Annotated in this window: 13 protein-coding genes; 9 read left to right on the top strand and 4 right to left on the bottom strand. The window is 62.4% G+C overall.

What is annotated here, in order from left to right; genetic code table 11:
* Positions 1-171 precede the first annotated feature (171 nt).
* From FHT79_RS09725 to FHT79_RS09715, 3 genes are read left to right on the top strand one after another with little or no spacing between them, the layout of a single operon-like run.
* Positions 172-636, top strand: a complete 465-nt coding sequence (locus FHT79_RS09725; protein ID WP_047618608.1) for a MarR family transcriptional regulator — start codon at positions 172-174, stop codon at positions 634-636.
* The gene (locus FHT79_RS09720; RefSeq protein WP_097544919.1) at positions 629-1,852 is read left to right on the top strand and encodes an HlyD family secretion protein; all 1,224 of its coding nucleotides are present in this window, start codon (positions 629-631) and stop codon (positions 1,850-1,852) included. Before FHT79_RS09725 ends, FHT79_RS09720 begins: the two co-directional genes overlap by 8 nt.
* A complete protein-coding gene (locus FHT79_RS09715; RefSeq protein WP_047618614.1) occupies positions 1,845-3,386 on the top strand; it encodes a DHA2 family efflux MFS transporter permease subunit in 1,542 nt (513 codons plus the stop codon). Before FHT79_RS09720 ends, FHT79_RS09715 begins: the two co-directional genes overlap by 8 nt.
* Here FHT79_RS09715 and FHT79_RS09710 read toward each other — a convergent pair whose 3' ends face one another.
* Genes FHT79_RS09710 through FHT79_RS09700 form a run of 3 tightly spaced genes read right to left on the bottom strand, consistent with a single transcriptional unit; the run spans position 3,387 to position 5,297 of the window.
* Positions 3,387-3,986, bottom strand: a complete 600-nt coding sequence (locus FHT79_RS09710) for a DNA-3-methyladenine glycosylase (RefSeq protein ID WP_246713944.1) — start codon at positions 3,984-3,986, stop codon at positions 3,387-3,389.
* A gap of 48 nt (positions 3,987-4,034) precedes the next feature.
* Positions 4,035-4,349 carry a hypothetical protein gene (locus tag FHT79_RS09705; protein ID WP_047618619.1) on the bottom strand — a complete coding sequence of 105 codons (315 nt, stop codon included), beginning with the start codon at positions 4,347-4,349 and terminating at the stop codon, positions 4,035-4,037.
* Positions 4,350-4,388: 39 nt separating this feature from the next.
* The gene (locus FHT79_RS09700) at positions 4,389-5,297 is read right to left on the bottom strand and encodes a LysR family transcriptional regulator (protein ID WP_183903300.1); all 909 of its coding nucleotides are present in this window, start codon (positions 5,295-5,297) and stop codon (positions 4,389-4,391) included.
* A gap of 119 nt (positions 5,298-5,416) precedes the next feature.
* On the opposite strand from FHT79_RS09700, the gene FHT79_RS09695 reads away from it, so the two are divergent.
* Positions 5,417-6,160 (top strand): SDR family oxidoreductase, encoded by a 744-nt coding sequence (locus FHT79_RS09695; protein WP_183903299.1) that lies wholly within the window; start codon positions 5,417-5,419, stop codon positions 6,158-6,160.
* Positions 6,161-6,415: 255 nt separating this feature from the next.
* Here FHT79_RS09695 and FHT79_RS09690 read toward each other — a convergent pair whose 3' ends face one another.
* Positions 6,416-7,327, bottom strand: a complete 912-nt coding sequence (locus FHT79_RS09690) for a LysR family transcriptional regulator (RefSeq protein ID WP_047618625.1) — start codon at positions 7,325-7,327, stop codon at positions 6,416-6,418.
* Between the two features lie 163 nt (positions 7,328-7,490).
* On the opposite strand from FHT79_RS09690, the gene FHT79_RS09685 reads away from it, so the two are divergent.
* From FHT79_RS09685 to FHT79_RS09665, 5 genes are all read left to right on the top strand, one after another.
* The gene (locus FHT79_RS09685; protein WP_063474684.1) at positions 7,491-8,303 is read left to right on the top strand and encodes an alpha/beta hydrolase; all 813 of its coding nucleotides are present in this window, start codon (positions 7,491-7,493) and stop codon (positions 8,301-8,303) included.
* 46 nt (positions 8,304-8,349) lie between these two features.
* Positions 8,350-9,540 (top strand): efflux RND transporter periplasmic adaptor subunit, encoded by a 1,191-nt coding sequence (locus FHT79_RS09680; protein ID WP_047618627.1) that lies wholly within the window; start codon positions 8,350-8,352, stop codon positions 9,538-9,540.
* A 118-nt stretch (positions 9,541-9,658) separates the two neighbouring features.
* Positions 9,659-12,859 (top strand): efflux RND transporter permease subunit, encoded by a 3,201-nt coding sequence (locus FHT79_RS09675; RefSeq protein WP_063474381.1) that lies wholly within the window; start codon positions 9,659-9,661, stop codon positions 12,857-12,859.
* A 160-nt stretch (positions 12,860-13,019) separates the two neighbouring features.
* A complete protein-coding gene (locus tag FHT79_RS09670) occupies positions 13,020-13,931 on the top strand; it encodes an NAD(P)-dependent oxidoreductase (RefSeq protein ID WP_047618633.1) in 912 nt (303 codons plus the stop codon).
* The gene (locus tag FHT79_RS09665) at positions 13,928-15,712 is read left to right on the top strand and encodes an IlvD/Edd family dehydratase (RefSeq protein WP_047618635.1); all 1,785 of its coding nucleotides are present in this window, start codon (positions 13,928-13,930) and stop codon (positions 15,710-15,712) included. Before FHT79_RS09670 ends, FHT79_RS09665 begins: the two co-directional genes overlap by 4 nt.
* Positions 15,713-15,836: the final 124 nt, after the last annotated feature.

The raw sequence follows: 15,836 nt of genomic DNA, 5'->3' as shown, positions 1-15,836 counted from the left end.
CGTCTGGCGTCTGCAACCGGCGAAAGGAAGAACTGCAGGACAAGCCTGAGCCGGCCTGCGGCATTTTCGCCGCTGCTTCCGAATCTGGCATCCCAGCTCTTGTGTGGCGTACATGCTCAATATATCTACCGATATCATAAGTATGCTTATAAATAATGATCGCAGGTTTTCATGAGCGCCACTCCGACCCTTGGTTTCCTTCTCCACGACGTCGCACGGCTGCTGCGCAAGCGGTTCGAGCAGCGCGCGAAGTGCCTTGGGCTGACCCGGTCGCAATGGCAGACGCTTGCCTATCTCTCGAACAATGAAGGCATCCATCAAGGTGGCCTTGCCGAAATCCTCGAAGTCGAGCCGATCACACTGGTGCGCATTCTCGACAAGCTCGCCGAACGCGGGCTGATCGAGCGCCGCCAGCACCCGACCGACCGGCGCATCTGGCTGCTCTACATGCGCGACGAGGCGCACCCGCTGCTCGCCGAAATGCGCGAGCTCGGCGACACCACCCGCGCAGAAGCGTTGGAAGGCGTCTCAGTCGAGCAGCGCGAGCAGCTTTTCCACATCCTATCCGTAATGAAGACGAACCTGGTTCAGGCATGCCGGAGCCCGGTTGACGAGAACGAGACGAACGATGGCTGATCAATCCCCCCTCCGCGTCGTTGCCGACGCCAATGCCAAGACTCCTGTCGAAGAAACGGAAGCGAAACAGCAGGAAACGGTAGCCGAAGCGCCTTCATCCAATTCAGCGCCGGCTGCCGCCGTGGCTGCGCCTGGCGGCAATAAGGTCCGCCGCCGGCGCAGTCTCACGCGGCCGATCCTGTTCGCCCTGCTGCCGGCGGCGCTCGTCGTCGGCGGCTATTATTATGTCAATGGCGGCCAGGTGATGTCGACCGACAACGCCTATATCCAGGCCGATATGGTCGGACTCACCACCGATGTCTCGGGCATCGTCGATCAGATAAACGTGCATGAGAACGAGGCGGTCAAGGCAGGGCAGGTGCTCTTCAGCCTGCGGTCGGATGCTTTCAAGATTGCGCTCGATGGCGCCAAGGCGCAGCTCGGCGCGCAGCGCAACCAGATCATGAATCTCAAGGCCAGCTATCAGCAGTCGCTTGCCGAGATCACGCAGGCGCAAGCCGATCTGCCCTACTATCGGGATCAGTTCGATCGGCAGCAAAACCTCGTCAACAACGGTAGCGCGACCCAGTCGGCCTATGACGAAGCCAAGCACAATCTGGAAGCCGCTGAGCAGAAGGTTGCCGTCGCCAAGGCGGAGGCCGCAACGACCCTCGCCCAGCTCGGCGGCTCCGCCGATCAGCCGGTCGAGGAGAATCCGCTCTACCTGCAAGCCAAGTCGAATGTCGACAATGCCCAGCGTGAACTCGACCACAGCGTCGTCAAGGCGCCGTTCGACGGCATTGTCACCAATGTCAACGCGCTGCAGGTCGGTTCCTATCTGCAGGCGTCGCAGCAGGCCTTCTCGCTTGTTGCCACCGATCACCTTTGGATCGCCGCCAGCCCGAAGGAAACCGAGCTCACTTACGTCAAGCCCGGCCAGACGGCCGAGATCTACGTCGACACCTATCCCGGCGTGAGATGGAAGGGCAAGGTCGAGAGCATCAGCCCGGCCTCCGGCTCCAGCTTTTCGCTGCTGCCGGCGCAGAATACCACGGGCAACTGGGTGAAGGTCGTGCAGCGCATTCCGATGCGCGTCAGCATCCAGGAAACCGAAGGCAAGCCGCCGCTCCGCGTCGGCATGAGCACGGTGGTCGATGTCGAGACCGGCCATGTCCGCGGCCTGCCTGATTTCGTCAACAAGCTTCTGGGCCGGCCTCAGGGCGGGGATCATGAGTAGCGCTTCTGCATCTGCGGCGACGCCGGTTGCCAATCGCGGTGCGATCACGGCCTGCGTCATTCTCGCCGTCATCATGCAGGCGCTGGACACGACGATCGCCAACGTGGCACTGCCCTATATCCAGGGCAGCGTGTCGGCCTCCGCCGACCAGATCAACTGGGTCTTGACCTCCTATATCGTCGCGGCGGCGATCATGACGCCGCCATCGGGCTTTCTCGCCGCCAAGTTCGGCCGCAAGCGCGTGCTGCTCGTCGCCATCGCCGGCTTCGTGGTTGCTTCGGTGCTCTGCGGCCTGGCGCAATCGCTGAACCAGATCGTTGCCTTCCGCCTGCTGCAGGGCCTGTTCGGCGCATCGCTGGTGCCGCTTTCCCAGGGCATCCTTCTCGATATCTATACTGTGGAGGAGCGCGGCTCGGCCATGGCGCTTTTCGGCGTCTCGGTCATGGTCGGACCGGTCCTCGGCCCAGTCATCGGCGGCTGGCTGACCGACAATATCAGCTGGCGCTGGGTGTTCTACATCAACGTGCCGATCGGCGCGCTTGCTTTCGCCGGTATCGTCATCTTCGTTTCGGAAACGAAGAGGGATGCGCTCGCCAAACTCGATTGGTTCGGCTTCGGGATGATGAGCCTGTTCATCGCCGCGCTGCAGCTCTTCCTCGACCGCGGCGAGCAGCTCGACTGGTTCTCCTCGGGCGAGATCATGCTCGAAGCGATCGTCTGCGCCGCCGCATTCTATCTGCTTCTGGTGCACACGCTGACGGCAGAAAAATCCTTCGTCAATCCGAAGCTGTTTCTCGACCAGAACTTCACGGTCAGCATGATCTTCATCTTCGTGGTTGGCGTCACCTACCTCGCATCGCTGGCGCTGATGACCCCCTATCTGCAGACGCTGATGGGTTATCCCGTCATCACCGCCGGCATCGTCATGGGGCCGCGCGGGCTCGGCACCATGCTGTGCATGTTCATTGTCGGGCGGCTGATCGGCAAGGTCGATACGCGCTTGCTGCTGGTGCTCGGTCTCGGCCTAACCGCCTGGGCGATGTACGACATGACCGGCTGGACGCCCGATGTTTCGCAATGGACGATCGTCTCGGTCGGCTTCATCCAGGGCGCCGGCCTGGGCTTTCTCTTCGTGCCGCTGACGACCATCGCTTTCGCGACGCTGCCGGCCCATATGCGCGGCGACGGCACCGGCCTCTACAACCTGTCGCGCAACATTGGTTCGGCGGTCGGCATCTCGATCGTCTCGGCCCTGATCGTCGAGAACACGCAGAGCAACCATGAATCGATCGCGGCCTATGTGACGCCGTTCAACCATGCCTTCAACGCTGTGGCGGCGCAGGGCCTCAGCCCGGTAACGGCGGCGGGGCGTGCTTCGCTCAACGAGATCATCACGCTGCAGTCGACGATCATCGCCTATATGGACGATTTCAAGCTACTGATGCTGATGTCGCTTGCGGTCATCCCGCTGGTGCTCTTGCTACGCAAGCCGAAGGCGGCGCCCGCCGTCGACCACAGCGCAGTCATGGAATAGTCAGCGAAACGGCTTGCTGAGATAACGCGATCCCTGAATGCCGAAGCGCCACGGAACTTCGGCATTCTTCGTAATGCCGATGCGTTTTCCCGAGACTATAGGCACCGGCGCGGAGGGCGTGAGTGCGTAGGGCGGGCGGTCGAGCAGTCTGTCATTGATCTCGATATCGATGCCGAGCGCCTGACAGAGCTTGCCGGGGCCGCTGCAGAGCGACGTCAGCGCATCGGTGCCGCGTCGCTCCATCATCACGGGGATTCCGGTTTCCGGCTCCAGGGCGCGGATAAGGGCCGCCGAGCCCGGATGGCAGACGAAGTTCAGGCACCAGTACATGCCGTAGATGCGGTAGATATAGACATTGCCCGGCTTGCCGTACATGGCGCCGTTGCGCTTGGTCGGGCCGCGGAAGCTGTGCGAGGCCTCGTCATCGGGGAAATAGGCTTCGGTCTCGGTGATGCGTCCGCCGACGCCATTCACGGTCAGATGGCAGCCGAGCAGGTCGCGGGAGACGGCGATCGCATCGCGCTCGAAAAATGCCCTGAGGCTTTCGCCGGCGAGCGTGCCGGCGCCGATCGCGCCTGATATCGTTCCACCATCCGTCATATCAGACGCAGATAACATCCAGTGTGGCTGCCGTCATCCCAAAAGGCATCAGTGGCCGGCATTCGGATCGCGCATCGGGATCGACGACGATGTAACCGAGACCGGGTCGCTCGCCGGGAAGGAATCTTCCAGACCCTCCTCCAGCTCTTCTTCGAGCAAGGCGGGATCCTTGCTGCGCGCGCCGTCGCTATGGGCCGGTTCGATGGCTGCTGCGAGCAGGGTCTTGGCGCGCATGACGGCGTTTTCCGAGGTCAGCTCAGGCGTGCTCCGCAGCGTCACGGCAATGCTGTCTTCGCCTTCGCCGCCGAATTCGACGACGAAACCGTCTTCCGTCTGGTAGACGGTGATATCGTAGAGTGCCATGGCCGTTCTCCGAGGGCGCGCATATTAGCAGGGCGCATTTTAGTGAAGCGCGTTTTCGGAATTTTGTCGAGCGAAGACCTTCACCAGCCAGTCGATGAAGACGCGCACGCGCGGTGAAAGCTGGCGGTTGCGAGGGTAGAGCAGGGAAACCGGCGTCGGGGTCAGTGGAAAATCCTTGAGCACGTGGATCAGCGCTCCCTCGGCAAGGTCCGTTTCGGCGTGATAGCGCGGGATCTGGATCATGCCGAGGCCCATCCTCGCCGCTGAAATATAGCTTTCAGCGGCGTTGACGGCGACGGTGGCGGGAATGGTGATCTCACGCACCGTGCCGTCGACGATGAATTCGAGCGGCAACAGGCTGCCGGCGCTGCTGGACCGGAAGCCGACCATGCGGTGGCCGGCAAGCCGGTCTGGATGCTGCGGCAGGCCATGGGTGGCGATATAATGGGGAGAGGCGAGCGTAATCTCATCCAGCATGGCGACGCGCCGGGCGACCATGTCGCTATCGCCCAACGTGCCGACGCGCAGCACGCAATCGATGCCTTCGCGCACCAGATCGACCAGCCGGTCGCCCTCGCTCATGTAGAATTCGATCTCTGGATAAGTCTCGAGAAAGGACGGCAGGCTCGGCAGCAGGAAATGGCGGGCAAGCGTGCCGTGCACATCGACGCGCAGCAGGCCCTTCGGTTTGGCGCCGGCAAAAGCGCCTTCGGCATCCTCGATATCGGCAAGAATCGACAGGCAGCGCTGGTAATAGGCTTCGCCATCGAGCGTCGCACTGACATGACGTGTCGTGCGCTGGAGCAGGCGCACGCCGAGGCGGGCTTCGAGCTGCTTTACCGCATCGGTGACGGTCGAGCGCGGCAAGCCAGTATCTTCGGCGGCAAGCGTGAAGCTGCGGCGTTCCACGACACGGCAAAACACGCGCATGGCATCGAATCTGTCCATCTTTTTGTTCGTTATTCCCGGATATTGATGCCGAATAATGTACGATTATCCGCTGTTGGAAAAGGCGCATCTTGTCCTCATCGAAAACGCGCTGCGGCGCAGGACGAAGGAGAAGGACAATGGCTTCCAACGAAAACGGCAAGGTCGCACTGGTCACCGGCGCTTCCCGTGGCATCGGCGCAGCAGTCGCTCAACGCCTCGCCAGGGACGGTTTCACCGTCGTCATCAATTATTCCGGCAATGCGGCTCCGGCCGAGGAACTGGCCCGGGAGATCGAGCAGGCCGGCGGCAAAGCGCTGACGGCGAAAGCCGATGTCAGCGAGGCGCAGGCCGTCCGCCGCATGTTCGATGCTGCGGAAACCGCCTTCGGCGGGGTCGACGTGCTCGTCAACAATGCCGGCATCATGATGCTCGCGTCGCTTGCCGAGGCTGACGATGCCAATTTCGACCGCCAGATCGCCGTCAATCTCAAGGGTACCTTCAATACGCTCAGGGAAGCGGCCAAGCGCCTGCGCAACGGCGGCCGGGTCATCAACTTCTCGACCTCGGTCGTCGGTCTGAAGCTTGAAACCTACGGTGTCTACGCCGCCACCAAGGCCGCCGTCGAAACACTGACGGCGATCATGGCCAAGGAGATGCGCGGCCGCAACATCACCGTCAACGCCATCGCGCCCGGCCCTGTGGCCACGGATCTTTTCCTCAGCGGCAAGTCGGACGAACTCATCGCCCGCATGGCGAAGATGAACCCGCTGGAACGTCTCGGCACACCCGAAGACATTGCATCTGCGGTTGCCTTTCTCGCCGGCCCGGACGGCGGCTGGATCAACGGCCAGACGCTGCGCGCCAATGGCGGGATGATCTGACGACAGACCGGCGGCGGCTTCCAGACCGCCGTCATCGCAATTATGTGAACGTGATTGCGGAATTTTTCCTTACAATCCTGCGGAGAGTGCGTATATCTGTTTTATCGCGAGAGAGTGGAATTCCCTGCCGCTCTCTTCCGAACCTCCGGAGCCTGCCGCGCCCATCTGCGGTGCGACAGGCTTGATGTTCAAAGTTGTAAATTGCGGCCCGTCGAAGGTTTTCCCCTGCCTTCCGGGCCGTATTTGTATTGGCGCTTAGACGTCGTTCAGTCTCGCCTCTCCCAGAAGCTTCACCAGCCAGTCGACGAAGACGCGCACCTTGTTACTGAGATGGCGGTTCGGGGGATAGACGACGTAGAGCGGCAGCGCATCGCGGCGCCAATCCGGCAGCACGCGCACGAGCTCGCCCTTCGCAATCGGCTCGCGCGCCATGAAGATCGGCACCTGCGCGATGCCGAGACCCGTCAATGCAGCTGTCAGATAGGTGCGGCTATCGTTGACCGAGGCGATGTAACGCGGACTGGTCTCGATCACCTCCTCGCGCCGGCGAAATTCGAAGGGCAGCGTTCGGTTGTTTTGGGCGCGGAAATAGTTGACGGAGTAGTGGTCAGACTCCAGATCCTCCGGCCGCTCGGGCATGCCGAATTTCTGGATATAGCTCGGCGAAGCACAGGTGATCATCTCGACTTCGGAGACGCGTCGCGCAATCAATGACTGGTCGGCCGGCGTGCCGGCGCGCAGCGCGCAGTCGACATTTTCCGCGAGATAATCGACCGTGCGGTCGCCGACACCGAGGTCGATGCGGATATCGGGATAACGCTGATAAAAATCGCAGAGTGCGGGAACGACGATCCAATCGGCGAAAGCACCAGCCATCTCGACGCGCAGCCGCCCGCTCGGCAGGCTTTGTGAATTGGAGAGGCTGCCGTCGAGTTCTTCCAACTCCGAAATAATCTGGGCGGCGCGTTCGTAATAAAGCGCGCCGTCCGTGGTTACCATGACCCGGCGCGTCGTACGATTCAAAAGCTTGGTGCGCAGATGCGCCTCAAGGCCCTGGATGAGATTGGTCACTGTTGCCTTGGGCATGGCGAGCATGTCGGCGGCGCGGGTGAAATTGCCCGTCTCCACGACGCGAATGAAGACGCGCATTGCCGAGAGTTGATCCATCGGTTTCAAATCCGCAGTTTGCGTTGCACCATTGTTCGAGATCTGGAACAGTGTTATCGCGATATAGCTTCTTATTCCTTGGTTGGAATAACAATATCTTTTTTACGGAAAATGCAAGCGGCAGCTGTTGTCTGCCTGCGGCCGACGCAAAGAGACCGGAAGCATGACGGTGGAATGGAAAGATATGTTGCTGGATAAGGTGGCCATCGGCCCCGTTTCCGCACGCATCTACCAGGGCGCCGATTACGGCAAGGGGCCGCCGATCGTGCTTTACCTGCATGGCGGCGCCTTTCTCGACAGCGAGAAGAACGTCGACCGGCCGGTGGCGATGAGTCTGGCCAAGGCCGGCGCCATCGTCGTCGCCGCCGACTACAGCAGCCTGTCCGGCAATCTGTTTCCGCAGGCGCTGGAAGTCTCTTTCTCGGTTTTCACTTATCTCGCCAACAAACGCGCCGGTCTTGGCGACCGCAAGTCGCTGCTCTTCGTTGCCGGCGAAGAGGCAGGCGGCAATGTCGCTGCCGGTGTGGCGCTGAAGGCGCGCGACCAGATGCCGGATGCGCTCGACGGCCAGGTGCTGATTTCGCCGCTGCTCGATCCCTTTATGGGTACGTCGTCGATCCGCAAGGCCGAGGCCATCGGCATGCGCCAGCGCTGGACGGAAGGCTGGAGCCATTATCTGAGCGGCGGCGGTTGCCATCCTTATGCGGCGCCGTGCCTCTGTTCGCGTATTTCCGGCGTCGCGCCGGCGCTGATATTCACCGCGGAGGATGATCCTCTGCACGACGAAACAATTGGTTACGGTGCCCGCCTGAAACAGGCCGGCGTCGGTGTGCGCCAGCATGTTCTTCCCGCCGGGACGGGCTGGCCCTCGATTTATGGTGGGAAATCCGACGGAGCGCCCGACTGGCAGGAAAACGTCAGCCGCCATTTCGGAAGCTTCCTTCGGGACGTAAGCGTCCAACCGCAATTGCATTGAAGAAGACCTGATATTTCGGCGGCCTGGGGCCGCAAGGAGAGTACTCATGACGTCCAGAAGTAAGCGCTGGGCCCTGTTGGGCGCCGGCATAGGCCTTGTTGCGTCCGTTTCCGGGGCCGCATTGTTTTTCGAACTGCCGATGAGCACGACCGCCACGGCCGCTTCCGCCCCCGCGCAGGCTCCCGCTGTGCCGGTGACGGTTGCCGTCGTTGCGGCGCGCGACGTGACGGCCTGGGAGAATTTCTCCGGCCGTCTCGAAGCGGTCGACCGGGTGCAGGTGCGCTCCCGTGTTGCCGGAGCCATCCTGTCGGTGGCTTTCCGTGAAGGGGCGCTGGTCAAGCAGGGCGACCTGCTCTTCACCATCGACCCGGCCCCCTACCAGGCGAGCGTGGCGCAGGCGCAAGGTCAGGTCGCTTCGGCCGAAGCCAAGGTCAGCCTGGCACAGACCGAACTCGACCGCGGCCGCAGGCTTTCCGACAATCGCACCATCTCCCAGAGCGATCTCGATCAGCGCCAGAGTTCACTGGCCGAGGCCCAGGCGGGGCTGCGTTCGGCGCAGGCCGCCCTGCAGTCGGCCCAGCTCGATCTCGATTACACCGAGGTGCGGGCTCCGGTTTCCGGCCGCATCGGCAAGATCGAGGTGACCGCCGGTAACCTCGTCGCGGCCGGTTCGACCTCGCCGGCGTTGACGACGCTCGTTTCCGTCGATCCGATCTATGCGAGCTTCAATGCCAGCGAAGAGATGGTGACGCGCGCGCTTGCCCAGCTTCCGCAGACGGACAGCGCCCTGCCTGCCGTCGAAGAGATCCCGGTCGAGGTCGGCACGCTGACCGACAGCGGTACCCCGATCAAGGGCAAGCTGCAGCTGATCGACAACGAGGTGGATGCATCAAGCGGCACGATCGGCGTGCGGGCCGTCTTCGACAATCCGGGCGGACGCCTCATCCCCGGCCAGTTCGTGCGGGTGCGCATGGGCCAGCCGAAGGCCGAGAACAAGATCGTCATCAGCGACCGTGCCGTCGGCACGGACCAGGACAAGAAGTTCGTCTTCGTCGTCGATGGCGAGAACAAGGTCGCCTATCGGCAGGTCCAGCTCGGCACGCTGGCTGACGGCCAGCGGGTCGTCGAAAGCGGCCTGAACGTCGGCGAAAAGATCGTCGTCAACGGTCTGCAGCGCATCCGTCCCGGCGCCGTCGTCGCGCCTCAGATGGAAGAGAAGGTCGCGACCGCGCAGTAAAGACTTTGCCTTCCCCTCCGGGGGAAGGCCAACACCCGAAATGATATGACCCGCCGGCGGCTCCCAAACCGCCGGAGAGGGACGTTGCATCCATGTTCACCCCGGAGAGGGCTTTGATATGAACATCTCCAGATTCTTTGTCGACCGCCCGGTCTTTGCCGGCGTTCTTTCGGTCCTCATCCTGGTTGCCGGCCTGATCGGCCTGCGCGCGCTGCCGATTTCCGAATATCCGGAGGTCGTGCCGCCGTCGATCGTCGTGCGCGCCACCTACCCCGGCGCCAATCCGTCCGTCATCGCGGAAACAGTGGCAACGCCGCTCGAAGAGCAGATCAACGGCGTCGAGGGCATGCTCTACATGTCCAGCCAGGCGACATCGGACGGTGTGCTCAACGTGACCGTCACCTTCAAGCTCGGCACCGACGCGGACAAGGCGCAGCAGCTCGTGCAGAACCGCGTCAGCCAAGCCGAACCGCGGCTGCCGTCGGAAGTTCGTGCCCTCGGCATCACCACGGTCAAGAGCTCGCCCGACTTCATCATGGTCGTCAACCTCGTCTCTGACGGCGACAATCACGACATTACCTATCTTCGCAATTACGCGACGCTGAATATCAAGGATCGGCTCGCCCGCATCGCAGGCGTCGGTCAGGTGCAGGTCTTCGGCGCCGGCGACTATTCCATGCGTGTCTGGATCGATCCGCAGAAGGCGGCCGAGCATGATCTCGCCGCCAGCGACATCAGCAACGCCATCAGCTCCCAGAACGTTCAGGCCGCCGCTGGCATCATCGGCGCTTCGCCGAGCCAGCCGGGTGTGGACCTGCAGCTTAATGTGAATGCCCAGGGCCGTCTGCGCACGCCCGAGGAGTTCGGCAGCATCATCGTCAAGACGGGCGCCAATGGCGAGATCACCCGCCTTCGCGATGTCGCCCGCATCGAGCTCGGTGCTGCGGACTATACGTTGCGTTCGCTGCTTGACGGCAAGCCGGCCGTTGCCGTTGCCGTCCTTCAGGCGCCTGGTTCGAACGCGATCGAGATCGCGGACAATGTGCGCGCCACCATGGACCAGCTGCAGCTCGCCATGCCCCAGGGCGTCAAATACGAGATTGTCTACGATACGACGAAGTTCGTACGCGCCTCGATCGAGAAGGTCATCGACACGCTGCTCGAAGCCATTGCGCTCGTCGTCCTCGTCGTCATCCTGTTCCTGCAGACGTGGCGCGCCTCGATCATTCCGCTGATCGCGGTTCCGGTATCGATCATCGGTACCTTCGCGGTCATGTATGTCTTCGGCTTCTCGATCAACGCGCTCAGTCTGTTCGGGCTGGTGCTTGCGATCGGTATCGTTGTCGACGACGCGATCGTGGTGGTGGAAAACGTCGAGCGCAATATCGAACATGGCCTGTCGCCACGGGCTGCGACCTACAAGGCGATGAAGGAAGTCTCCGGTCCGATCGTTGCGATCGCGCTGGTCCTCGTCGCCGTCTTCGTCCCGCTCGCCTTCATCTCCGGCCTGTCGGGACAGTTCTATCGCCAGTTCGCGCTGACGATCGCAATCTCGACCGTCATCTCGGCCTTCAACTCGCTGACGCTCTCTCCGGCGCTGGCTGCTCTTCTCCTGAAGGGCCATGATCAGCCGAAGGACTGGCTGACGCGATTCATGGACGCCATCTTCGGCTGGTTCTTCCGCGGCTTCAACCGTGTCTTCGGCGCGGGTTCGAATGCCTACGGCAAGGGCGTGGGTGGGCTCTTGTCGCGCAAAAGCATCGTCATGGTGATCTATCTGGCGCTGGTTGGTGCGACCTACAGCATGTTCAGCACGGTCCCCGGCGGCTTCGTGCCGTCTCAGGACAAGCAGTATCTGATCGGCTTCGCCCAGTTGCCGGATGCTGCAAGCCTCGACCGCACGGAAGACGTCATCAAGCGCATGACCGATATCGCGCTGGCGCAGCCGGGCGTTGCCAATGCGATCGCCTTCCCGGGGCTGTCGATCAACGGCTTCACCAACTCCTCGAATGCCGGCATCGTCTTCGTGACGCTGAAGGACTTCGAAGAGCGCAAGACGCCGGATCTCTCGGGCGGCGCAATCGCTATGGCGCTGAACCAGAAATTCGGCGCCATCCAGGATGCCTTCATCGCCATGTTCCCGCCGCCGCCGGTCAATGGTCTCGGCACGACAGGCGGCTTCAAGCTGCAGATCGAGGATCGTGCCGGCCTCGGCAACCAGGCGCTCGACGAGGCCACGAAGGCAGTGCTTGCAAAGGCCTACCAGACGCCTGAGCTTGCGGGGCTGTTCTCCAGCTTCCAGATCAACGTGCCGCAGCTCTATGCCGATCTCGACCGCGCCAAGGCCGAGCAGCTCGGGGTTTCCGTCACCGACGTCTTCCAGACGCTGCAGATTTATCTCGGTTCGCTTTATGTGAACGATTTCAACGCCTTCGGCCGCACTTACAGCGTCCGTGTGCAGGCCGATGCGAAATTCCGCGCCCAGCCGGAAGACATCGGCCAGTTGAAGGTCCGTTCGGCATCGGGCGAGATGATCCCGCTTTCGGCGCTGCTGAAGGTGGAGCCAAGCACTGGTCCGGAGCGTGCGAACCGCTACAACGGCTTCCTCGCTGCCGATATCAACGGCGGTCCGGCACCGGGCTTCTCGTCCGGCCAGGCGCAGGCGGCAATCGAGAAGATCCTTCACGAGACCCTGCCGGCGGGCATCGACTTCGAATGGACGGATCTGACCTATCAGCAGATCCTTGCCGGCAATTCGAGCATTGTCGTCTTCCCCCTGGCTCTGCTGCTCGTTTTCCTCGTGCTGGCCGCCCAGTATGAAAGCCTGACGCTGCCGCTTGCGATCATCATGATCGTGCCGATGGGCGTTCTGGCCGCACTGACGGGCGTCTGGCTCACGGGTGGAGACAACAACATCTTCACTCAGATCGGTCTTGTCGTCCTTGTCGGCCTATCGGCGAAGAACGCGATCCTCATCGTGGAATTCGCCCGCGAACTGGAGTTCGAGGGAAGGACACCGCGGGAGGCCGCGATCGAGGCCAGCCGCCTTCGCCTTCGCCCGATCCTGATGACCTCGCTCGCCTTCATCATGGGCGTCGTGCCGCTCGTCGTCTCCACAGGCGCCGGCTCGGAAATGCGCGCCGCCATGGGTGTCGCGGTCTTCTCGGGTATGATCGGCGTGACCTTCTTCGGCATCTTCATGACGCCGGTTTTCTACGTGCTGCTGCGGCGGCTGACGGGCAACCGTCCGCTCGTCCAGCACAAGCCGGACGAACACAAGGAAGAAGAGGCGGAGGTTATCCGGCTCGCGGCGGAATAAACGGAATTCAACCTTCCTTTGTCGAGTAAATCGGGCGGGAACTTCGGTTCTCGCCCGTATCGTTTGGGGCGTTCGATAAAAATGCGCTACGTCCGTCAAAACGGTTTGCATCGCGGAACGAGGGGACTATCAAAGGTGGACAACGGTTTGGGAGGACTGAATGACGAGTTCGAGAAAAGGTCATGACGGCAGGCGGATCGCCTTTCTCGGCACCGGCCTGATGGGGGCGCCCATGGCTCGCCGGCTGCTTGCCGGAGGCTTTGCCGTCATCGTCTGGAATCGCGATTCCAGCAAGGCCGAGGCGCTTGCGGAAGACGGCGCGGTTTGCGTGAAAACACCGGCGGAAGCCGTTTCCGGCGCCGGCGTCGTCATCACCATGCTGACCAACGCCGGGGCGGTGGAGGACGTGTTGTTCGACCGGGGCGCGGCCGATGCGATGGCGCCGGGCACCGCTGTCATCGACATGAGTTCGATTGCCCCGCATTTCGCCCGCGATCATTCCGCGAGGCTTGCCGAACGCGGCATCCAGCATGTCGATGCGCCGGTATCCGGCGGTGTCGTCGGGGCGGAAGCCGGTACGCTCGCGATCATGGCGGGCGGCGACAAGGATGTGATCGATGGGCTTGCGGATGTCTTTGCGCCGATGGGGCGGGTAACCCGCGTCGGTCCGAGCGGGGCGGGCCAGCTCGCCAAGCTCGCCAACCAGCAGATCGTTGCCGTGACGATCGGCGCCGTCGCCGAAGCGATGTTGCTGATCGAGGCGGGCGGCGGCTCGCCGGCGGCCTTCCGAGACGCCATTCGCGGCGGCTTTGCCGAGAGCCGAATCCTGGAACTCCATGGCAAGCGCATGGTCGAGCGGCAGTTTACTCCAGGCGGTTCGTCCAGCAACCAGCTGAAGGACCTGAACGCCGCCATGGAGACGGCCAAGACCCTGTCGCTGACGCTGCCGCTGACGGCGGCGGTGCATGCCGAATTCAGCGAATTCGTCGCCAACGGCAATGGCGAAAAGGATCACAGCGGCCTGCTTCTCCATCTCGAAGAGAAGAATGGCTGGCCGGGAGGAAAGCAGTGACGGACAGCCATTCGCCGCAGCGACGCCTGCGCTCGCAGGATTGGTTCGACAATCCCGATCATATCGACATGGCGGCGCTCTATCTCGAGCGTTTCATGAATTACGGCATCACGCCGGAAGAGCTGCGCTCTGGCAAGCCGATCATCGGGATTGCCCAGAGTGGCAGCGATCTCACGCCTTGCAACAGGGTGCATGTCGAACTTGCCAAACGCGTGCGCGACGGCATCCGCGATGCCGGTGGCATTCCAATCGAGTTTCCGACGCATCCGATCTTCGAGAATTGCAAGCGCCCGACGGCCGCACTCGACCGCAACCTCGCCTATCTCGGTCTCGTCGAGATCCTCTACGGCTATCCGCTCGACGGCGTTGTGCTGACCACCGGCTGCGACAAGACCACACCTTCGGCGATCATGGCGGCTTCGACGGTCGATATTCCGGCGATCGTGCTCTCCGGCGGCCCGATGCTCGACGGTTGGCATGAAGGGGAACTGGCCGGCTCCGGCACGGTGATCTGGCGGATGCGGCGAAAATATGCGGCAGGCGAGATCGACCGGGAAGAATTCCTGCAAGCCGCACTCGATTCGGCTCCCTCCGTCGGCCATTGCAATACGATGGGCACCGCTTCGACGATGAATGCATTGGCCGAGGCGCTCGGTCTTTCGCTGACAGGCTGCGGCGCCATTCCGGCCGCCTACCGTGAGCGCGGCCAGATGGCCTACCGCACCGGGCGGCGCGCCGTCGAGATCGTGTTCGAGGATCTGAAGCCATCGGACATCCTGACGCGCGAGGCTTTCCTCAATGCGATCCGCACCAATTCGGCGATCGGCGGCTCGACCAACGCGCAGCCGCATCTGGCTGCGATGGCCAAGCACGCCGGCGTCGAACTCCATCCGGACGACTGGCAGGTGCACGGCTTCGATATCCCGCTGCTGGCCAATGTCCAGCCGGCCGGCGTCTATCTTGGCGAGCGCTATCATCGCGCCGGCGGCACGCCGGCGATCATGTGGGAACTGCTGCAAGTGGGGAAACTCGATGGTAACTGTCGCACGGTGACCGGCAGGACGATGGCCGAGAACCTGGAGGGCAGGCAAGCGCGCGACCGCGAAGTCATCAAGCCATTCGCCGAGCCGCTGAAGGAGCGGGCGGGCTTCCTCGTTCTCAAGGGCAATCTCTTCGATTTCGCCATCATGAAGATGAGCGTCGTCTCAGAGGATTTCCGCCGGCGCTATCTTCAAGAACCCGGGCACGAAGGCGTCTTTGAGGGCAGGGCGGTGGTCTTCGACGGTTCCGAGGACTATCACAAGCGCATCAATGAACCCGAACTCGGCATCGACGAGAATACCATCCTCGTCATCCGCGGCGCCGGGCCGATCGGCTGGCCGGGTTCGGCTGAGGTCGTCAACATGCAGCCACCGGATCACCTCCTAAAGCGTGGTATCCGCAGCCTGCCGACGATCGGCGACGGTCGCCAATCGGGCACGGCGGACAGTCCCTCGATCCTCAACGCCTCGCCGGAAAGTGCGGCCGGCGGCGGCCTCGCCTGGCTTCGTAGCGGCGACATCATCCGCATCGACTTCAACGAGGGGCGCTGCGACATGCTGGTCGATGACGCCGAGATCGAACGGCGCAAGGGTGAGGGTATTCCGCCGGTACCGGCGGATGCGACGCCGTGGCAGCAGATCTACCGTCGAACGGTCACGCAATTGTCGGACGGCGCGGTGCTGGAGGGGGCGACGGAATTCCGCCGGATCGCGAAAAACCCGCCGCGGCACAACCATTGATCTCGAGATACGGTAGACTGCAAGTTCCTTGATCCAAAAGGGGAAAGTCGTAACGAACAGTTCACCTAGTCACGAGTTCGATCATCAAGACAAGGCTTCATTAATGCCGGCCTGAGACCATATT

Source organism: Rhizobium sp. BK212 (assembly GCF_014197475.1).
GTDB classification, from domain to species: domain Bacteria; phylum Pseudomonadota; class Alphaproteobacteria; order Rhizobiales; family Rhizobiaceae; genus Rhizobium; species Rhizobium anhuiense.
This window is presented reverse-complemented; position numbering and strand designations above follow the sequence as displayed.